Source organism: Rhizobium sp. BIGb0125, from assembly GCF_024810055.1.
Lineage (GTDB): Bacteria > Pseudomonadota > Alphaproteobacteria > Rhizobiales > Rhizobiaceae > Agrobacterium.
Genome location: NZ_JANUDV010000006.1, coordinates 331,670 through 350,669, shown reverse-complemented (window position 1 = coordinate 350,669; position 19,000 = coordinate 331,670). Strand labels below are relative to the sequence as shown.

The window sequence follows — 19,000 nt, the reverse complement described above, 5'->3', positions numbered from 1 at the left end:
TATACATGGCCACTGGGACAGTAAAGTTTTTCAATCAGGACAAAGGCTTCGGCTTTATCACGCCAGACAATGGCGGCGTTGACGTATTCGTTCACATCTCTGCAGTTCAGAGCTCGAGCCCACTTCGTGACGGCCAGAAGGTCAGCTACGAAATCGGTCAGGACCGCAAGACTGGCAAGTCGAAAGCGGAAAACGTCGTACCTGCTTGATTAAATCACGGCTCGTTGCCGCGCGTGAATGGGGATCGATTTGATGACAGGTCGCCCCATCTGCGCGGAGACGCTTTTTCGCCGGCACGCTTGATTATGCATTTTGGGAGCTGTGCGGCGCCGTTTACGCTGCCAGAGCCGGCTCTCAGTGAAAATCACCAGTGAGCAGTGTGAAAATACGAAATTTACAGCGGGGTCCGAGTTTGTGCTCGGACCCCGCTGTTATTTGTGGTTACGCCTTGTAGGTCTGGACAGCGCCTGGCAGCTTGCTCCACTGGGCATACCAATTTTCGAACAGCTTCAGCTGTGCTTCGACATAACCACGCTGGCTGTCAGAGAGGAAATCGCTCTCATTGAAGTTCAGCGTGTATTCCTTGTCGCCCTTCACCACCATCATGTGCTTGAAGTAGAGAACGAGATCCGGACCTTCGTCGAAGGATGACAGCACGGCAAGAGCGTTTTCCAGTTCCAATGCACGCTGACGAGCGTCCGCATCACCTGTTGCCGCAGCCATGGAGAGCTTGCACAGGTGCAGGACTTCCTTCGGCAGGACATTGCCGATGCCGGTGATTGCACCGGTTGCTCCGCAATTGACAAAACCATGGACGACGGCGGTGTCGACACCAATCATCAGCGTGACTTCGTCATCGCGGCTGGTGATGTTCTCTGCGGCATAACGCATGTCAGCCGGGCCGCCGAATTCCTTGAAGCCGACAAGGTTCTTGTGCTCCGAACGCAGATCGAAGAACAGATCGGCACGGGTTGCAAAGCCATAATATGGGCTGTTGTAGATCACCGCCGGAAGATCAGGTGCTGCAGCAAGGATAGCCTTGAAGTGGCTCTTCTGGGCGCTCACGACCGAACCACGCGACAGGACGCGCGGAATAACCATCAGGCCCTGCGCGCCAACCTTCTGGGCATGCGCTGCGTGGGCAACGGCCGAAGCGGTGTTGACAGCGCCGGTTCCAACGATAACAGGCACACCTGCCTTGACCAGACGCTCGACACCTTCCATGCGCTGTTCGTCGGTCAGGAGTGGCCAGTCACCCATCGAACCGCAATAAACCACCGCTGACATGCCGAGCGCGATCAACTCTTTGCCCTTCTTGACCAGTGCGTCGAAGTCCGGCGTGCGGTCTTCTTTGCAAGGGGTCATCAATGCAGGCATAGTGCCCGAAAATACTGCGGCGGACATGCGGCTTCCTTTCTGTTGAGCCATTTCACTCACGGGATCAATGGACTTTATACATTCGATTACCCTGGATATAATCTAGTGTATTCATTTTGTCGACAACAAATCTGGATAAATTAATGATGCCCGCACAATATCCCCGGTAAGCTGCCGCTTCCGGTTTGACAGAAGCTTGCTTTAGGTTGGCAATGTCTGGAAAGCTGCCGGAAATTCAGTTTTCTAAAAGATGGCTTTTGGAACAGGCGCAGTCCGCTTGAACACGCCTCGATGGAGGCCTGCCGAGCAAAGGAGACAGTAGCGATTGGTTACGCAGGTTAACCAGCAGGTGGCGAACAGGTCCGGCTCAGTAACCACCGGTCAGGAAAATGCTTTCGCCGGTCATGAAGCTGCACGCCTGAGATGACAGGAAAATCGCCGCTCCGACCATCTCTTCCGGTTGCCCTGCTCTGCCCATCCAGTTCAGGGTGCGGACATAATCTGCCCAGCCCTCGGGATCCTCATCTTTCCTATGTGCGTTGCGGTCGGTATCGATCAGGCCAGGTGCCAGCGTATTGAGCAGGACATTGTCGCAGGCAAAATCCCGTGCCTGGCTCTGGATAAGATTGTGCTGTGCCGCCTTGGTGGCAGCATAGGCGGTAACGACGCCTTTCGGGCGAAGCTGGTTGATCGATCCGATCGAAACCACCCGGCCCCATTTGCGGGCGGCCATCAGCGGCAGCGCGGTCTGCAGCATATCCACCGTCGAACCGAGATTCACCGCCAGTTGGAACGCAAGATCAGCGGGTTTCAGATCAGACAGGGTCGCGTTGATCTGGGCGCTGGCATTGATGATGAGAATATCGATCGGTGCGATGGCTTCAGCCCGTTTAATCAGGTCTCGGCCAGCATTGGGGCTTGAGAGATCGCTTGCCAGTTCCTGCGCTGTGCCGCCTGCATCGGTAATGCGTTGCTGAACAACTGCTGCGCCTCCGGCTTTTGTGCCGTGCAGAATGATGTGCGCGCCAGCCCCCGCCAAACCTTCGGCAATGGCGGCACCGATGCCGCGACTGGAGCCCGTCACCAGTGCTGTGCGGCCCTTCAGGCCAAAAACTGTTTCAAGACGCATCATTTATCCTTCGGACACAGAACCTTCGAATAGCGGTATGCGCGCACCGGCAACGCCGGGGCGGCAGGAGAACAGGCCACCTGACAGTGGTGCATCTGCCAGCGCCGAAGCTGGCAAACGTGTGCGGGCGCTGGTGATGAAAAGTGTCGAGAGGTCTGGACCGCCAAAGGCGATACTGGTTGGTCTTGGCACCGGCAGATCGATCACTTGGTCCAGCTTGCCATTGGGTAGATAGCGATGCACGCACCAGCCATCCCAGATTGCGCACCAGACACCGCCTTCAGCATCGACCGCGAGCCCGTCCGGTCGACCGTCGGCGACCGGAATGCGCGCAAATTCGCGTCGTCCCGACAGAGTGCCGGTCACTGGATCGCAATGATATGCGTGGATGAGCCCCGGCACGGTATCGACAAAATAGAAGGTTCGAGCATCCGGGCTCCAGCCAAGGCCATTGGATACGATAATGCCGCCCTCCTTGCGTTCGGAGGTACCAGAAGCATTGATGCGGTACAGCGCGCCTGTTGGTTTGGAGGCGTCGATGCGCATCGAGCCAACCCAGACTGCACCGTCAGGTCCACATTTGGCATCGTTGAGGCGGTTATCGGCCATGCCCGCTTCCGGGCTGACGAAAGGTGTCAAGCGACCGGAGGCAAAATCCAGCCATTCAATGCCATCTTGCGAGGCAACCAGCAGACGGCCTTGCGAAACTGGAATGACAGCACTGACCAACTTGCCGGTTTCCGCAGTGTCGTTGCGGCCGGTTGCCGGGTCAAAGCGATGGACCGCTGGGTGCAGAATATCCACCCAGTAGAGGGCCCTTTCGTCTTCGTGCCAGACCGGGCTTTCACCAAGTTGTGCGCCCCAAGGCAAAACGCAACTGAGGTCCGCCATGTGGCGCCCGACAGCTGTGCGAGGACGCGGACGTGAACTGATGGCGACGGCACCCGCGGCACCGGTAATGCGCCGGGCTGCTGCAATCAGTTCACGGCCAGCTGGATGGATGTTGGATGCATCGAGACGTGAGGATGGGCCAAGCGCCACCAGTACGCCGATCGGCGTATTGTCGCGCCCCATCACAGGAGCAGCCACCGAATTTACGCTGCGCAAATGCTCTTCATAGGAAATAGAATAACCGCGAGCCCGCGTCAGTGTCAGGTCGGCCTGCAGCGCATCGAGTGTGGTAATGGTTTGTGGCGTTTGCGCGTCCAGCGTCAGACGTTCGATCAGCGACCGTCCGACTGCAGGGTCCTGAAAGGCGAGAAGCGCCTTGCCGGGTGCCGTGCAATGGAGCGGAACACGGCGGCCCACTTCAACGCGCACGGAAAGGCCGTTGGGTGAACGTTCAACCAGATATTGCGCCATCACACCGTCGAGACGACACAGTGCCACCGTCTCACCAAGCTCGGCCGCCAGCCGTTCCAGTTCCGGCGTTGCGGCCGAGACGAGATCGAAACTCTCCCACACTTTATGCGACATTTCGAGAAAACGCTGGCCCAGCACGTAAGTGCCACGCGCCTCGTCCTGACGAACCAGCCCGTAGGCAATGAGCGTGCGCAGAATGCGGGCAAAGGTTGGCTTGGGCAGGCCAGAGGCCCGCAGCAATTCGGCAAAACGCAATGGTTCTGGCGCATCTGCGACCATGTCAAGCAAGGTCAGCCCTTTGGCGAGCGCGGCTGTGCCACCCGGTGTTTCAGGCTTCATTGCCTCTTCCCCCAAGGCTCGTTCTCCCCGGCGAGACGTTGCCGCCTGGCGGCTATTGCCTCTTCCAGCATTCGCTTCATCGTCCATTCCGCCCTAAACCCCAGACTGTTCCTGATACGCGCATTCGACGTGTGGTAATAAACGCCTGCGCCGGGAAAATCGACTGGTACGATTGGTAGGCCGGTCAAAGCTGCCATTTCGGGGATAAGTTCGGCAAAATCTTCCGGTTCGTCCGATCCGAGGTTGAATATCTGACCTTCCGCGTCGGGATGATCGAGAGCCAGGAGAATACCCGTCACCATGTCGCGGGTTTCGGTTATGTGCATGCGGAATGCACGGCCGTTTTCATTGCGCGCCAGAACATGTGCGGGCTCGCCGATGTCTCTGGAGCGCAGAAGATCGGTGATAGCAAGGTTTCCAAAGTTCTCTTGCTGGCGGATACGTGGTCTCAGGAAAAAACGCGGGCCGGAAAAGAAGCTGTCTTCATCCAGCAATTCGCTGGCGTCCTGCGTGTGCGAAAATCGCAGGATCACGGTTTCCATTGTGCCAGTGCGCTGGTGGAACTGTACCAGTTCTTCCCCAAGCAGCTTGGTCAGACCGTAAGGAGAGTTTGGACGAAGCGGATGCTCCTCGCTAACCGGCAGAAACTCTGGCCGATTTTCAGGATAGACTTCGCCTGAGGACGCAAAGACAAAACGACGCACACCTGCGGCCGCAGCCGCATCCAGCAACCGCCGTGTGCCCTCGACGTTGGCTGCAAACATGCGGTCGCGGTCAGCGGCTGCCCAGGACATGAAAGCGCCGAGATGCAGGATATCCGTTACGCCTTCAACTGCCCGCGCCAGACTGCCAGCATCTTCAAGCGAACCAACGACATCGCCATCCGTCCCTGAAGGCTTGACGTCAAAACCGCGGACTGGTCGGCCTTTTGCCCTCAATGCAGCAGTGACAGCGCGGCCAACCCGCCCTGCGGAGCCGGTGACCAGAATCATAGACGTTCACCGGTCTTGGCATTGAACAGATAAAGCTGGGCAGGGTCAAAACCGAGCCTGATGTCTTCGTCCCGTGGCAGATTTCCGGTATGGGAAACGCGGGCAATCAGGCCCTTCGATTTTCCTTCTTCACCGTCTGCGATGCGAGCGCCTTCAACGTTGAAGTAGACGTATTTTTCCGAACCGAGGCTTTCAATCAATGTTGGGCGGACAGAGAAGGTCACCGGCGCATCACCAAGCACGAGGTGCTCCGGTCTCAGGCCAATCACGACCGCGCCCTGATGGCTGGTGGCGCGTGGCAAGGCCACCTGCTGACCAAACACCGTCACCGTGCCATCGCGCAATTCCGCATTGAGAAAGTTCATGCCCGGCGAACCAATGAAGCCTGCCACAAAAAGATTGGCGGGGTTATTGAACAGCTCGTCGGGTGCGGCGATCTGCTGGATGATACCGCCCTGCATGATCACAACACGGTCAGCCATGGTCATGGCCTCGACCTGGTCGTGGGTCACGTAAACGGTGGTCACACCGATGCGTTTGTGCAGGGCACCGATTTCGGCGCGCATATGGACACGTAGCTTGGCATCAAGATTGGACAAAGGCTCGTCCATCAAAAACGCCTGTGGCTGACGCACGATTGCACGGCCAAGTGCGACGCGCTGGCGCTGGCCGCCGGAGAGTTCCTTTGGTTTGCGGTCGAGATAGGGCGTCACTTCAAGGATACGCGCTGCATCATCAACACGTCGATCGATTTCTGTTTTGTCAGTGCCGCGCATCTTAAGGCCGAAACCGATATTCTGGCGTACGGTCAGATGCGGATAAAGCGCGTAATTCTGAAACACCATGGCGATGTCGCGATCGCCGGGCGCAAGATCCGTTACCTCGCGGTCACCGATGAAAATCTCGCCTTCGGAGGCAGGCTCGAGACCAGCCAGGATTTTCAGCATCGTTGATTTGCCGCAGCCGGATGGTCCGACCAGCACCACGAACTCGCCGTCTTCGATCTCCAGAGAGAAGGGCCGCAAGACGTTGAGCGCACCATAGGACTTGCTGACATTGCGAATGGAAATATTGGCCATGCTTATTTCTCCGCGCCAGCGGTAAGACCGCCGACCAAATAACGTTCAAGAAAGAGGTAAATTGCGATGATTGGCAGCGCGATGAACACCGATGCGGCGGAAATGTCGTTCCAGTAGGTGACATATTCACCCTGCATCGTGGTGATGCCGAGATTGGCCGTCCAATTGTCGGGTGAGTTGACGAGGAAGGTCCGTGCATAGGCATAGTCCGCCCAGCTGAGCACGAAGGCATAAAGAGCGGTTGCGGCGAGGCCCGGCGTCGCGATGGGCAGGACCACACGGATCATGGCGCCAATGGGCGAACAACCATCAACCATGGCAGCCTGTTCCAGCTCCTTCGGAATGGTGTCGAAATACCCCTTCAGCATCCATGTGGCGAAGGGAATGATCATCGTCGAATGCGCCAGCACAAGCGTCCAAAGACTGCCGATCAGGCCAAAGCTGGAGAAGATCGAAAACAGCGGAATGACCAACAGTGTGGCCGGCAACATCTTGGCGGTGAGGACGAACATCCCCATGGTCGCGCCACCCCGCATGGAATAGCGTGACAATGCGTAACCGGCGCTGACAGAAACAAGCATCGACAGCGCCACCGAGCCTACGGCGGCAAGCATCGAGTTCCAGAGCCACATTAGAATGGGTTTTGCGGCCCAGACGCGGGCAAAGATGTCCCATTGCGGATCGTCAGGCCAGAAGGTTGGCGGCAGGCGGTAAAGTTCATCGGTCGTCGACAGCGCGGTTACCAGCAACCAGTACACCGGAAACAGGATCATGATCAGGGTAAACGCGACCGTGGCGTAAAGCGCGAGACTCTGTGTGAATGTACGTCTCATCAAAGCCTCCTCAGTAGATTGATTTCGAACGCCGGCCCAACATCAGCAGGCTGGCAATAATGCAGATGACCAGTGTCAGTACGCCGACAGCGGCGGCACGACCGAAGTTGTGGTACTGGAAAGCCTGATCGTAGGTCATGATCGACAGGGTCTGGGTGGAGCGCAGTGGCCCGCCACCGGTCAGGACCTTGATGATCGAGAAGTCGCGGAACACCCACAGCAGTGTCAGCACCAGCGTGACGCCGAGAACCGGCATCAGAAGTGGCATGGTGATCCAGCGGAAACGCTGCCAGACACCGGCACCATCGACCTTGGCTGCGGCATAATAATCCGCCGGGATCGACTGCAGGCCGGCAAGGCACATGATCGATACGAAAGGGAACCCTTTCCAGACCATGGTAATGGCGACCGCCCAGAAAGCCGCCGTCGAACTGCTGACCCACGGGATCATCTGGTCGGTGAAACCGAGCTGTATCGCCAGCCAGCCAAACAGGCCAAAAGAGGTATCAAACATCCAGGCAAAGATCACCACAGCGATGATTTCCGGTACTGCCCAGGGCAGTGCCATGCCGAGGCGGGCGGCGGTACGACCTTTGAAACGGTTGTTTACGAGAAGTGCTGTGCTGAGACCAACGGCAACACTGCCGACTGTGACCACAATCACCAGTTTCAGCGTAACCCAGCAGGCCAGCCAAAACTCTGGCGAGGAAAATAGCCACACATAGTTGCTGATCGAGAACGGACGGCTGGCGCCACCCAACCTTGGTATCTTGACTTGCTGGAACGACAGGTCGATCGCCAGGACAAGCGGCCAGACGATGATGGCGGCGACCATCAAAACCGCCGGAGCGATCAAGATGTAGCCGAGAAGATGTTGCCGGCTGGGGCGCGCAAGGTCAAAGAACTTGCGTCGCTCCGGCTGAACGGTGTCGGTCATGGATATTTCTCCTGCCGGATGCTTTGTGTTTTTTTGCATGGCCCGCGATGTGGGCGGGCCATGGCCCCTAAAAGGGTTAGCCCTTGATGCTTTCCGCCTTGGCCTGCATGGTCTTTGCGACTTCCGCAGGGTCTAGGTCCTGAATGATCATCCGTTGGGTCTCTTCCATCACCATCTTGCTGAACTCGTTGTAATAGAGCTCAAGCCCGATCGGTACGCGGTCGATACCCTTCTCGGATGCAGCCTTCATCGTTTCCAGAAGAACCGGGAAATGCGGAATGGTCTTTTCAACGCCAGACACATCAGCCTTAGGGCTTGGCGGCGTGTTGCCGCCTAGCGTCGCATAGGTGCGCTGGAATTCAGGTGTCATCGTCAGCTTGATGAAATCCCAGACCAGTTGTTTCTGGTCATCGGGAATGTCTGATGGCATGGCCAGCACGTTGGATGAGCCACCGAGCGGCGGTGTCAGCGGTGGTACAGCATAAACGATGTCGTTCTTGGCCGAACCTTTTTCGGTGGTGCCGTAAAGCCATGGTCCATCCAGACGCATGGCCATTTTTCCATCGGCAAAAAGCTTGCGCACATCGCTGGCACTCATATCGACCGGGCTGATGCCGCTTTTCATCACGGTTTTCCACCGTGTCAGACCCTCGGCCATTTCAGGCGTATCAATGGTGATATTGCCGTCCTTGTCAGTCCAATAGGCACCGGCATCGATGATGTAGTTCAGCATCTCGGTGAGATATTGGCCCGGGCCACCCTTGGTTTCATGACCCGTACCGAACTGGTCGATGATACCGTCACCATTGAGATCCTTGGTGGTTGCCTTGGCAGCGGCAAAGAATTCATCATAAGTCTTTGGCACCGCAATGCCGGCCTCATCGAGAATCTTCTTGTTGTACGCCATCACGAAACCGAAGTAGTTGGTCATGATGCAGACGGTTTCACCGTTCCATTCACAAGTTTTCTGACCGGCCCAGCCGGTCATGTCGATGCCGTCCTTTTCGAGCCAGGGATCGAGTGGCTCCAGCCAGCCGCTATCGGCAAACATCTGGAATTCGAAGGATGCGAGATGCACGATCTGTGGCGGCTGGTTGGCCGCAAACAGCGTCGTCATCGTATCAGCGTAGGAACTGCGCTCGGCCTTGGTGAATTCGATCTTCACGCCGGGATGCTGTTTTTCAAATTCTGCAATGGCCGAGTGCCACCACTCACCGGTGCCGGCATCATCGGTTTGCCAGGAAATGAATTTCAGCACCGTGTCGGCCATGGCAGGCGCAAGGCTGCCAATGGTCACCAAAGCTGTGGTCGCGGCGCCGAGCGCCAGTCTTTTCATTGTCTTGTTCATGGCTTCCTCCCAAAGAACCAATTCAGATACGTTCAAGCATACTGATCGCCGCCTCCGACGGCTTTACCCCGAGCCCTGGCCCGGAGGGCAGGTAATAACGACCTTCGCGGCAATCCATCTCACCTGAAAGGAGGCGACGGTTCGGCTCGAAAATCGAATGCTGGAATTCGTGGCCTTTAAGCGTCTTCAATGTTGAAGACGCCTGCAGACTTGCCGCCAGAAAGATACCGGCGCCCACTGTTGCGTGCGGGATCACGTCAATGCCATGTTCGGTCGCAAGGGCGCCGATGCGAACAAAGTTGGTGATGCCCTTATGGCCCATTTCCGGCTGTACAATGGCGATGCGGCATCGCTCGATGCGGGCGCGCATGTCCCAATGGGTGCGCCACTCCTCCCCGACGGCTATCGGGATGTCGGTGCCTTTGGATACTTTTTCCAGCCCGGCAATATCTTCGGTCCAGACTGGCGCTTCGGCGAACCATGGATCAAACGGCGCCATGTCTGCGATCAGCTCCAGCGCCCGTTCCGGTGTCTGGTTCCAATGCATGTCGGCGGCGATTTTTGCCTGCGGCCCCAAAACCTTGCGCAGGTTTTCCATTTCTGCGGCCGGGCCATCATCGGCCACCGGTGTCGCAAATTTGAAGGCGTCAAAGCCGCGATCTTGCCAGTATTTTGCCAGGTCGCCGCGTGCCTGCAGCGTCTTTTCCGGCAGGCCCGAAACATAAGCCGGAAAATCGTCTACGCCACCGCCCAGCATATCACGGACGGATTTACCCGCTTCCTGACCGGCTATATCCCACAGAGCAATATCGAGGGCCGCCAGTGCATCGACATAAAAGCCACCGGTGTAACCACGCGCCCGCATCATGTCATAGAGATCGTCATAGATTGCGGACGGATCAGAGGCGTCGCGGCCGATGACAAAACCGGCTAGCAGATCATTGATCAGTGCGGCCACAGCACCTGGTGCAACAATGCCATAGGTTTCGCCCCAGCCAACCACCCCATTTTGGGTGGTCATGCGCACAAGCAGGCTGCGGTCAAAGGTTGGGTAAACCGTGCGGTTTCCTTTGCGTACGATGTAGCCGTTGGGATTGACCACCTCACCTTCCCTTAAAGCGCCCAGATAAGGCACTTTACGGGGTTGGGTCAGGGTAAAAACCTCGATGGATGCGACCGGGCTGCTCATGCGGCCTCCGCGGAGAGAAGACCGAGTTCAACAAGATTGGCATCGATATCGGCAATCGCCGCCGCGTCGAGATCAGGGGTCGGAGCACGCACTCCGACACCGTCGATGATGCCGCGACGGGCCAGCACATGTTTGGTCAATCGCATACGGTAGACTGCCTGCAAGACCAGAAGCGGCAGGGTGCGAACATAGATCGCCCGCGCCTCGTTGTGTTTGCCGGCAACCAGTGCCCGGTCGATTGCCACATGTTCGCCGGCAATCTCGAGAGCTGGCATGGCAGCGGTTGCACCGCGGGCATATTCATCCAGGATATAGCGTGCGCCGCCGCCGCCGATCACACCTTTCAGGCTGTCAGGGGCGTTTGCGATGATGTGGCTGATTGCCGGGCCGGCCGGCAATGTTTCTTCCTTGACGTAAGCAACACGCGGCAAAGCACGAATAATCTCGACAATCGCATGGGGTGACAGGTCTGAACCGCGTGGCGCAGGCGCATTCTGCAGGATGATTTCGATCTCTGGCAGTGCGTCTAGTACATGGCCAAGAAATTCGATCAATGCCGGGGCATCGGTGCCTACCGATTTCGGCGGCTGTACCATCAGATGGCGGATACCGTGGCTGGCGGCCACCCGGCCGTGCTCCACCACTTCGCGCCAATCAGCGGCACTGGCACCAGCCACTACAGGGACCCGCCCTGCGGCCTCCTTAACAACCACTGCCAGAAGCTCGGCACGTTCGTCAGCGCTGAGGTTCTCAACCTCGCTGGCAAAGCCGGGAAAAACCACGCCGTCCACGCCCTGTTCAAGTGCAAATTGCACCAGTCGTGACATGCCTGCCTTATCAACCTCGCCGCTCTTCAAAAACGGTGTTGGCAGAACGGGCAGTATGCCCTTCAGACCAGTCGCCATTTCCTCACCTCCCATTGAAGTCTCACATATTGATACTTTGAATTCACTAATTGACACTACATGCGCAAAACTCTTATGACAAGCCCTCAGATGAAAATGAGCGAGGAGGCTCACGACATGGCAGAACAAACCGCATCGATCATCGTCGATTGGGGAACCACATCACTGAGAGCTGCGCTGGTGGACGCCAATGGTGAACAACTGGACCAGTTGGAAACCGCACAGGGCATCTCGTCCCTTCAGAAGGGCGAACATGAGGGTGCATTGATGGGGGCTCTGGCGCCCTGGTTCTCGACCCATGGTGCGATCCCGGTCGCTGCGCTCGGTATGATCACCAGCCGCAACGGCTGGGTGGAAATTCCCTACGTGCCCTGCCCAGCAGGACCTGCAGACCTGGCCGCCGGCAGCACAAAACGACAGTTGCCGAATGGGTCGGACCTGGTTTTCCTGCCGGGATTGACTGATCCGGCCCGTCGTCCTTTTCCGGATGTGATGCGCGGGGAAGAGACGCAGATCGTTGGGCATGGGCTAGGCGCTGATGCAACCATCATCATTCCGGGCACTCACAGCAAATGGGCAAGCGTCAAGGCGGGCAAGATCGCCGGTTTTCAAACCTTCGTGACTGGCGAGGTCTTCGCGCTGTTGATCAACCATTCCTTCATCGCCCGAGGTGCCACCCAGCCGCCCATTGATGATCCGGCCGCTTTTGACCAGGGCCTTGAGGAGGCGAAAAACTCGCGCGCCATGCTCTCACTGCTGTTTTCATCGCGAACGGGCGGATTGGCTGGCAAGCTGTCACCCGATCAGTTGCGATCCTACGTTCATGGCATGGTCATTGGTCAGGAGTTCCGGCAGGCCTGCGATGCGGGCTGGTATTCGCCGGGCGACAAGGCAACCATTGTTGGCAATGACGGATTGAACGACCTCTATCTGGCCGCAGCCAGAAAATTCGATCTGGAAATTGACCTCGGTGCAGATGACGTTCTTGTTCGCGGGGCGTTGAATGTTCTCAAACATTCACTTTCTTAGAGCCGCAACAGTCCAGGAGAAACCCCATGTATGATTTTCCGCCCAGTATCGGCACAGGCCGTCACGAAAACGATATCATCACAACGCTGGCTCGGCTGGAGCGTATCGGCCTGCCTGATAATCCGATTGCCTTTTACGGTTCGTCATCGTTCCGGATCTGGAGTTCGATCACCGAAGACCTCGGCTCACTGGATGTCGTCAATCTGGGGTTCGGTGGTGGAACATATCTTTCCGGCATTCACTACATGGACCAACTCCTGACGCCTCTGAAGCCACGCCGGATTGCCCTGTATTTTGGCGAAAATGACATTGCCAGCGATGGCTTGACAGCCCAGACAACTCTTGGCCATTTAAAGACATTGCGAGAGGCTATTTCAAAGACTTTGCCGGAGGCCAAGGTTTTTGTTTTTGCCATCAAACACAGTCCGGCCCGCTGGATTTATCGCGATGAATTTGACTTGTTCAACCAGCTGGCCCGTCAGTGGTGTGAAACGGATGGCAATGCCAGCTGGCTAGATCCAAGCGTCGGCCTGATTGGCGAAAACAGGTTGCCGATGTTTCGCTACTACCTTCCCGATCTCGTTCACATGAATGCTGCCGGTTACGCCGTTTGGTCGACATTTCTCAGGAAAACGTCGGGTTTGCTGGGCTGACCCGAACAGGCGCAACCCGTTGCCAAGCGGTCGGCAGGTGGGTAACTGCAAGTATGCCGTGAGGCATGCTTGCTTTGCCCTCAAACTCGCGCCACTATTCGTGCCAGCAGCCACAGCGCGTGTGCCATGCATGACCGAAAATCTGACTGAAGGTAATTTAATGAGCTTGCTTGCGCCAACGCTTTCAGAACTTCTTGATGAACAGGAAAAACTGCAGCTTTCACATTTTGACTATGACGTTGCCTGGCAACTTGGCGCAAAAATTCGCGAGCGCGCAGCCGCTGCCGGCTTGCCCATCGCAATCGAGGTTCGGCATGGCAACGACGTGGTGTTTGCATGTCTTCTGCCTGGAGCAACGATCGATAATTTCAATTGGGCACGCCGTAAATGTGCGGTTGTCCACCGGTTTCAAAAAAGCTCTCTCTACATGCGGATATTGGCTGAAGAGAAGGGCTACAACCTCAATGAACGGTTTGCATTGCCTGTTCTGGATTTCGCACCGTCTGGTGGTGCTGTCCCGCTTTTCCTGAAAGGCGGCCTGTTCGTTGGCTCGGTCGCGGTAAGCGGTCTCCCTGACGTTGAAGATCATAGGCTGGCGGCCGAATGCGTCGCTGAGCTTTTATAGGCTGCACAATTCGCCGCGCAAATACGCTGCTGGACTTGAAACTCAAGTCCAGGCGTAGCGAACAATGTGGAAGAAGACTGGCGCTGCAAAAACCAGGCTGTCTGCCCGGTCCAGCATGCCGCCGTGGCCTTCGATCATATGGCCCCAGTCCTTGACGCCGCGATCCCGCTTGATGGCGGAGGCAACAAGGCCACCGAAAAAGCCCATGACGCAGGACAGTGCGGCCAGGAATCCGGCTTCCAGTGGTGAAAACGGGGTGAGCCAGAACAGCCCTGCCCCCATAAGAGACGCGCTGGCGATGCCGCCAATCAGCCCTTCCCAGGTTTTGGATGGCGAGATGCTGGGCGCCACCTTGTGACGACCAAACAATTTGCCAAAGATATATTGCAGCACATCGCTGCCTTGCACTGTGGCAATCAGAAAGGCGATGAGCAACAGCCCACGCCCTTCATTGCCGGGAATGGGTAGCGTGACCAGCGCCGGAACATGGCTGAGGCAATAGACCGACAGCATCACACCCCATTGCTGTTCGCTGACCCGCTCGAGAAAGCGGGACGTGTCGCCGCGCATCGCCGTAATCGCTGGCATGGCAAGGAAGCAGTAGACCGGAATAAAGATCGAATAGAGTCCGTACCAATCGATCCAGATCAGATAATATTGCGTAGGCACAATGATCAAGAACATGCCAAGCAATGTCCAGCGGTCGGCGTGGCGCGTCTTGGTCAGCGTTACATATTCCCGCAGCGATGCGAAGGAAACGAAAGCAAAAAGCAAAAGGACCCCGCGTTTCCCAAACAGAAACGCGAAGCTGATGCCGGCGACCATGATCCACCACGCCTTGATACGCGCATTGAGATTGTCCAGTGTCGATGGCAGCGGTTTGGGGCTGCGCCAGGACAACACACCGGCAATGACGCTCGCGGTGACTAGCACCCCGATCAGACCGAGAAAAAGGCGCGTGGTGTCGTCGCTCATCCGTTATTTCCATCTTTTCGCGGGGCAAGGGATAGAAGGGCTCGCCGGGCGCGCTCGAGAAATTCTTTGCGGTCTTCGCCCTCTTTGAGCGTCACCGGCGCACCAAAAACGGTGCGGCATAACAGCGGGACGGGAAGGAGAGCCCCCTTGGGTAGAACGCGGGACATGTTTTCAATCCAGCAGGGAACAAGTTCGACACCCGGTCGGGCGACCGCGAGGTTGTACAAGCCGGAGCGAAACCGCAGCAAGGGTTCCTCTGTCATATTGCGGGTGCCTTCAGGGAAAAAGATCAGTGATTCACCGGCGTCGAGCGCATCCAGCATCACCTGCATGGGGTCAGCCGTTCGTTCCACCCAGTTGCGCTCGACAAGCACCGTTCGCAGCAAGCGGCGGGAGATGAAACGGCGCACATGCCCTGCGCTCCAGTAGTCGGCACCGGCCACCGCCGCTGTCCGGCTACGCTCGGATGGTGTCAGGCACGTTGCGACGAGAATGAAATCGCCATGACTTGCGTGATTGGCAAAATAGATGCGCTGACCACCATTCGGTGCTGATCCGGCCCAGATAGGCCGGACCCCGGTCACCGCCCGCGCAAGCACAGCGAGCATCGACCCGGAGACGATCTGAAGCAGAGATGCACTGCCGCTCATGTCGCAACTCCATCGACGGCATCAAGCATAAGAATGCCATAGAGCAAAATCGCAATGGCAAGGGTCGACCATTGCAACAGAATGAGGCGACGGCATCCGGAAAACCGTTGCAATAGCGGTGCTGGAACGGCGGTCCTCGCCCGAAGCCTCATACGGGCCAAAACGTCATCGATAGCGGCGAGTGCTTCCGCTTCACTCTCATGAGATGCGGCCAGATGAAAGAGACGAGCGTCGAAGAGAAGATGGACGGCCAGTGCGATCGGGGCAAGGCAGAAAGCCAACAGCAGCCACCATCCAAGGGCTGCGGTAAAACCGTGTGCCCCTGCTGTGACCGGTGCGACGGCGACCAGCAAAAGTGCGATCAGACCACCGCTGATGCCATTACGCCGCAACCGTCGGGCCATACGCATTGTGGCCGTTTTCCAGTCACTCATCGTGCCGCCTCATCGATTGCCGCATAGGTTGCCTGTTTCAAATGAACCGTCCGACCAAGCGTCATCAGGTGGTCTGCCGCCGCTTTGGCATTTGTCGCGCGGCCTGACCGTACAAGCCAACACGCGACGACGGCAGCACTGCGCTGAAAACCGAGCGCGCAGCAGACGAGCACGGGTCCGTTCCGGCGAGCGTCATCAACGGCCAGCGCTCCGGCACGGATGCTTTCTGGCGTCAGGGCCAGCAGGTCGAGTGATGGAATGGAATGCCAGTTGAGGCCGGGAACGCAACGGGCTGGAAATTCTGCGGTCATATCGACAACAGAAGAATAGGCGGCAAGCTCTTTTCGATCAGGTGCACGTCCGAGAAACACTCTATCCGCGACCTCGACCGCAGCCGGTAGCTTGCGCGTCCACCACCAGCGGTTCACCTTTGCTCCGAGGCGATAGGGCCAAAGCAGCCAACGGCTCGCAAGGCTGGTTACGCCGTTGCCATCCTTTTGAAAGACCTGTGGTCCCGCACCGGCGTAACCGATCGCTACCAGTGCCAGCGCAACACTCGGCCACAACCACAACAGGCCTGCGCCGGAATTGCGCAACGAAAGGACTGCGATCAGAAGAAACAATACGGCACCCAACGCATAGGCCACTGCCAGTCGTCTCGCCCTTCGATCACCGGTTAAATGGAAGGTGGCGATTGGTGACGTTTTTTGCGCCGGAAACAGCCAGAGGGCAAACAGACCGAGCAGTGCTCCTGTCGGGATGTCGATCAGATGATGTTGCCAGGTGGTCAGCACCGATATGCCGATCAGCAGGCACCAGACCTGCCAAATACCGAGAACCGGACCCTTTAAACGGGCACGCCAGTGATCCCAGATGATCACCAGAAGGGCAATGTGAAGCGAGGGTGCCTGATTGAACGGTTTGTCGAAGCCACCGAGAACATCGAACATGAAACCCGGCAAGCCATGAGTTTCAGGCCGGACAAAAATTGCCTGTAGCGGGAATAACAGGAAGCAGACAACGGCTATGATCTGTGCGGTGAGATAACGACGCGCCAATTGGCTGACGTCGTCCGGTGTGTCGTTGACAAACAGAGACAACGCATAAAATGCGTTGATCGACCAATAAGGTACGATTGACCAGGCAATGAAGGGAATGTGTTTTTCCCAGGCAAATGCCAGGTTCGGCACGTCTGCACGCAGCGATGCCTGCCAGTTCGCTAGGCCGTAGGTGAGATAAAAGAACGGAGCGAGGAAAGCGAGCCACAGGGCTGCCCGTCGCAGAACCGCGCTGCGTGTTCCCTCGGGAACCGATGTAACCCCCTCCTCCATGCCGCCCTCAGATACGTTCGGCCAGCGACACGGTGAAAATGCCCCACTTGTCGATGCGCTGCTCAATCTTGCGGAAACCGGCGGCCGCGACAAGTTGATCCATTTCCTGCTGCGTGCGGCGACGCATGATCCAGGCTTCGCCACCACGATGAGAGGTCAGCGCCCGCGCAATCATCTCTAGCTGCGGGTGCCAGGGCTGGCCGGTGTAAAGCAGCAGCGATCCCGGTTCCAGCGCCTGCGAAAGGCCGTGAAGCGAGGCTTCGATGGCATCATTGTCAGGGAACAATTCGTAGAGGCCGGAAACCACGGCAAGTGTCGGCTTCGGCTCAATCGCGGCCAATCCCGCCGTATCGAAGGCATCGGCGCGGTGGAACGAGGCGATATCACTCAGGCCACGCTCGGCAATCAGTGTGCCACCCTTTTCGACATTGATCGGTGAGTAGTCCTGCAGGCGGATACTGTCCGGTCGCACATCTGACGCTGCCACCGCATCCAGAATGTAACGTCCGTGACCGGCCGCGATGTCGAGCACGCGCACAGGCTTGCCCTCTGCCTTGAGGCGGGCGAATGCCTTGCCAATTAACTCTTGCAAATGCAACTTGCGTTGCCGGATACCACGCCAGCCGATGGCATTGAGAAACTGGCGATCGATCAGCCGACCGCCGGGGCCAAGGCCTCGGGCATCGTCTTCATAGATGTAATCAAGCGTCGAGCCGGAATCGAAGCCGGTGCGAACACCCGTCTTGATGCCGTTTGAAAACAGACCGCCAAACCGGATCGAGGCGCGCGTCAAAGCCCAGTAGAGACCACGCGGTGTCGTTAGTGACAGCGGCGTTGCCAATCGGTCAGCTTCATCGCGGCTGTAACCGGAGAGATGTGCTTTGCGAAGATCTGCAACGACTGGCGTTTCATCGAAACGTGCCGTGATGAACGCATTGATCTTTTCCAATGCCTTGACCCGGTGTAACTCGCCGAGCGTGTCGTGATAAAAGCCTGGCAGCACATGGCGTTCCTTGATGGTGCTACCGAGATTCTCAAAAAAACGATGCTGAGGCGCGTGTCGCACAACGAAATCACTGCCGGAAATGAGCAACTGCGTCGGTACGGTAATAGCGCGGGCGTCGGAGACTACCCTGTCGGCCGCCTCGTAAAGCTCCAGCAAAATGTTGGACGCGATGGGGCGGGTAATCTGCGGATCGCTTTCGAATGATGCAATACGCTCAGGATCATGCGTCAGGAAACGTGCCTTGACATAGGAATTGACGAAGAAGGTGCCTTTCAGCTTCTGCCAAAGTGCAATGCCTTCCTTTGCAAAGGGAACATAAAGTTTGACGTCGAATGCCGGGGACGCCAGCACCAGTGCGCGGATATTGGGCGCATAATCATGTACCCAGGTCGCTGCGAGCACCGCACCAACACTCTGCGCGACAACGGCAATCTGATCGATGGCAAAACCGCCGGTCTCGCAAATATGACGGACGAAACAATCGAGATCACGTACAGAGTGCGCGAAGGATGGCGAGTGACCGCGTTCACCGGGAGAATTTCCGTGGCCGCGCGCGTCCCAGGCATAGAAAGCGAAGTCATCAAGACCAAGCTCTTCGGAAAGATGGGCTACTCTGCCCCCATGTTCGTGGCCGCGATGGAGAAGCACGATTGCACCCTTGGCAGTGCCGGAGCGTGCCAGCCAGTAACGGTAGAAAAGCTCCATGCCGTCATGGCTCGCAAACTCTGATTTGATCATGCCGTTGTCACTCCCACTTGACTGAACTGGACTCTATAAGGATGATTTCCAAAATTTCCAGTTGATTTC

The 19,000-nt window shown here is 57.3% G+C and carries 19 protein-coding genes; 4 read left to right on the top strand and 15 right to left on the bottom strand.

What is annotated here, in order from left to right; all coding sequences use genetic code 11:
* Positions 1-5 precede the first annotated feature (5 nt).
* Positions 6-209 (top strand): cold-shock protein, encoded by a 204-nt coding sequence (locus tag M2418_RS18740; RefSeq protein ID WP_192490822.1) that lies wholly within the window; start codon positions 6-8, stop codon positions 207-209.
* 232 nt (positions 210-441) lie between these two features.
* On the opposite strand, the gene M2418_RS18735 is transcribed toward M2418_RS18740, so the two are convergent.
* The 10 genes from M2418_RS18735 to M2418_RS18690 form a co-directional block, all read right to left on the bottom strand.
* Complete coding sequence (locus M2418_RS18735; protein WP_259148496.1) at positions 442-1,404, bottom strand: dihydrodipicolinate synthase family protein; 963 nt, start codon at positions 1,402-1,404, stop codon at positions 442-444.
* Between the two features lie 340 nt (positions 1,405-1,744).
* Positions 1,745-2,506 (bottom strand): SDR family NAD(P)-dependent oxidoreductase, encoded by a 762-nt coding sequence (locus M2418_RS18730; RefSeq protein WP_259148649.1) that lies wholly within the window; start codon positions 2,504-2,506, stop codon positions 1,745-1,747.
* A gap of 3 nt (positions 2,507-2,509) precedes the next feature.
* Entirely contained in the window at positions 2,510-4,207 is a 1,698-nt protein-coding gene (locus M2418_RS18725; protein ID WP_259148495.1) for an SMP-30/gluconolactonase/LRE family protein, read from the bottom strand.
* Entirely contained in the window at positions 4,204-5,199 is a 996-nt protein-coding gene (locus M2418_RS18720; RefSeq protein WP_259148493.1) for an NAD(P)-dependent oxidoreductase, read from the bottom strand. The genes M2418_RS18725 and M2418_RS18720 overlap by 4 nt, the downstream gene beginning before the upstream one ends.
* The gene (locus M2418_RS18715; RefSeq protein WP_259148491.1) at positions 5,196-6,278 is read right to left on the bottom strand and encodes an ABC transporter ATP-binding protein; all 1,083 of its coding nucleotides are present in this window, start codon (positions 6,276-6,278) and stop codon (positions 5,196-5,198) included. Before M2418_RS18715 ends, M2418_RS18720 begins: the two co-directional genes overlap by 4 nt.
* A 2-nt stretch (positions 6,279-6,280) precedes the next feature.
* The gene (locus tag M2418_RS18710) at positions 6,281-7,111 is read right to left on the bottom strand and encodes a carbohydrate ABC transporter permease (RefSeq protein ID WP_259148489.1); all 831 of its coding nucleotides are present in this window, start codon (positions 7,109-7,111) and stop codon (positions 6,281-6,283) included.
* A 10-nt stretch (positions 7,112-7,121) separates the two neighbouring features.
* Positions 7,122-8,048: a carbohydrate ABC transporter permease gene (locus tag M2418_RS18705; protein WP_250983985.1), complete on the bottom strand. Its 927-nt coding sequence runs from the start codon at positions 8,046-8,048 to the stop codon at positions 7,122-7,124.
* A 76-nt stretch (positions 8,049-8,124) separates the two neighbouring features.
* Entirely contained in the window at positions 8,125-9,396 is a 1,272-nt protein-coding gene (locus tag M2418_RS18700; protein ID WP_259148487.1) for a sugar ABC transporter substrate-binding protein, read from the bottom strand.
* 22 nt (positions 9,397-9,418) lie between these two features.
* The gene (locus M2418_RS18695; protein ID WP_259148485.1) at positions 9,419-10,585 is read right to left on the bottom strand and encodes a mandelate racemase/muconate lactonizing enzyme family protein; all 1,167 of its coding nucleotides are present in this window, start codon (positions 10,583-10,585) and stop codon (positions 9,419-9,421) included.
* On the bottom strand, positions 10,582-11,490 hold the full coding sequence (locus tag M2418_RS18690) for a dihydrodipicolinate synthase family protein (RefSeq protein ID WP_259148483.1): 909 nt from the start codon (positions 11,488-11,490) through the stop codon (positions 10,582-10,584). The genes M2418_RS18695 and M2418_RS18690 overlap by 4 nt, the downstream gene beginning before the upstream one ends.
* Before the next feature lie 117 nt (positions 11,491-11,607).
* On the opposite strand from M2418_RS18690, the gene M2418_RS18685 reads away from it, so the two are divergent.
* From M2418_RS18685 to M2418_RS18675, 3 genes are all read left to right on the top strand, one after another.
* Positions 11,608-12,519: a 2-dehydro-3-deoxygalactonokinase gene (locus M2418_RS18685; RefSeq protein ID WP_259148482.1), complete on the top strand. Its 912-nt coding sequence runs from the start codon at positions 11,608-11,610 to the stop codon at positions 12,517-12,519.
* Between the two features lie 26 nt (positions 12,520-12,545).
* Positions 12,546-13,172, top strand: coding sequence for a GDSL-type esterase/lipase family protein (locus M2418_RS18680; protein ID WP_259148472.1), 627 nt, complete (start codon positions 12,546-12,548; stop codon positions 13,170-13,172).
* 160 nt (positions 13,173-13,332) lie between these two features.
* Positions 13,333-13,797, top strand: a complete 465-nt coding sequence (locus M2418_RS18675; RefSeq protein WP_259148470.1) for a heme-degrading domain-containing protein — start codon at positions 13,333-13,335, stop codon at positions 13,795-13,797.
* A gap of 42 nt (positions 13,798-13,839) precedes the next feature.
* Here the strand turns inward: M2418_RS18675 and M2418_RS18670 are convergent, their stop codons facing one another.
* The 5 genes from M2418_RS18670 to M2418_RS18650 are packed head-to-tail and all read right to left on the bottom strand — an operon-like array spanning position 13,840 to position 18,931.
* Positions 13,840-14,772 (bottom strand): phosphatidate cytidylyltransferase, encoded by a 933-nt coding sequence (locus M2418_RS18670; RefSeq protein ID WP_259148468.1) that lies wholly within the window; start codon positions 14,770-14,772, stop codon positions 13,840-13,842.
* The gene (locus M2418_RS18665; protein WP_259148466.1) at positions 14,769-15,422 is read right to left on the bottom strand and encodes a lysophospholipid acyltransferase family protein; all 654 of its coding nucleotides are present in this window, start codon (positions 15,420-15,422) and stop codon (positions 14,769-14,771) included. The genes M2418_RS18670 and M2418_RS18665 overlap by 4 nt, the downstream gene beginning before the upstream one ends.
* Positions 15,419-15,856, bottom strand: a complete 438-nt coding sequence (locus M2418_RS18660) for a hypothetical protein (protein ID WP_259148464.1) — start codon at positions 15,854-15,856, stop codon at positions 15,419-15,421. The genes M2418_RS18665 and M2418_RS18660 overlap by 4 nt, the downstream gene beginning before the upstream one ends.
* Positions 15,853-17,187, bottom strand: a complete 1,335-nt coding sequence (locus M2418_RS18655) for a phosphatase PAP2/dual specificity phosphatase family protein (RefSeq protein WP_259148462.1) — start codon at positions 17,185-17,187, stop codon at positions 15,853-15,855. Before M2418_RS18655 ends, M2418_RS18660 begins: the two co-directional genes overlap by 4 nt.
* Before the next feature lie 7 nt (positions 17,188-17,194).
* Positions 17,195-18,931, bottom strand: a complete 1,737-nt coding sequence (locus M2418_RS18650) for a bifunctional alpha/beta hydrolase/class I SAM-dependent methyltransferase (protein WP_259148460.1) — start codon at positions 18,929-18,931, stop codon at positions 17,195-17,197.
* Positions 18,932-19,000: the final 69 nt, after the last annotated feature.

Coding starts and splice junctions, on each gene's coding strand:
- M2418_RS18740 (WP_192490822.1), top strand. CDS start 6: ATGGCCACTGGGACAGTAAAGTTTTTCAATCAGGACAAAGGCTTCGGC.
- M2418_RS18735 (WP_259148496.1), bottom strand. CDS start 1,404: ATGTCCGCCGCAGTATTTTCGGGCACTATGCCTGCATTGATGACCCCT.
- M2418_RS18730 (WP_259148649.1), bottom strand. CDS start 2,506: ATGCGTCTTGAAACAGTTTTTGGCCTGAAGGGCCGCACAGCACTGGTG.
- M2418_RS18725 (WP_259148495.1), bottom strand. CDS start 4,207: ATGAAGCCTGAAACACCGGGTGGCACAGCCGCGCTCGCCAAAGGGCTG.
- M2418_RS18720 (WP_259148493.1), bottom strand. CDS start 5,199: ATGATTCTGGTCACCGGCTCCGCAGGGCGGGTTGGCCGCGCTGTCACT.
- M2418_RS18715 (WP_259148491.1), bottom strand. CDS start 6,278: ATGGCCAATATTTCCATTCGCAATGTCAGCAAGTCCTATGGTGCGCTC.
- M2418_RS18710 (WP_259148489.1), bottom strand. CDS start 7,111: ATGAGACGTACATTCACACAGAGTCTCGCGCTTTACGCCACGGTCGCG.
- M2418_RS18705 (WP_250983985.1), bottom strand. CDS start 8,048: ATGACCGACACCGTTCAGCCGGAGCGACGCAAGTTCTTTGACCTTGCG.
- M2418_RS18700 (WP_259148487.1), bottom strand. CDS start 9,396: ATGAACAAGACAATGAAAAGACTGGCGCTCGGCGCCGCGACCACAGCT.
- M2418_RS18695 (WP_259148485.1), bottom strand. CDS start 10,585: ATGAGCAGCCCGGTCGCATCCATCGAGGTTTTTACCCTGACCCAACCC.
- M2418_RS18690 (WP_259148483.1), bottom strand. CDS start 11,490: ATGGCGACTGGTCTGAAGGGCATACTGCCCGTTCTGCCAACACCGTTT.
- M2418_RS18685 (WP_259148482.1), top strand. CDS start 11,608: ATGGCAGAACAAACCGCATCGATCATCGTCGATTGGGGAACCACATCA.
- M2418_RS18680 (WP_259148472.1), top strand. CDS start 12,546: ATGTATGATTTTCCGCCCAGTATCGGCACAGGCCGTCACGAAAACGAT.
- M2418_RS18675 (WP_259148470.1), top strand. CDS start 13,333: ATGAGCTTGCTTGCGCCAACGCTTTCAGAACTTCTTGATGAACAGGAA.
- M2418_RS18670 (WP_259148468.1), bottom strand. CDS start 14,772: ATGAGCGACGACACCACGCGCCTTTTTCTCGGTCTGATCGGGGTGCTA.
- M2418_RS18665 (WP_259148466.1), bottom strand. CDS start 15,422: ATGAGCGGCAGTGCATCTCTGCTTCAGATCGTCTCCGGGTCGATGCTC.
- M2418_RS18660 (WP_259148464.1), bottom strand. CDS start 15,856: ATGAGTGACTGGAAAACGGCCACAATGCGTATGGCCCGACGGTTGCGG.
- M2418_RS18655 (WP_259148462.1), bottom strand. CDS start 17,187: ATGGAGGAGGGGGTTACATCGGTTCCCGAGGGAACACGCAGCGCGGTT.
- M2418_RS18650 (WP_259148460.1), bottom strand. CDS start 18,931: ATGATCAAATCAGAGTTTGCGAGCCATGACGGCATGGAGCTTTTCTAC.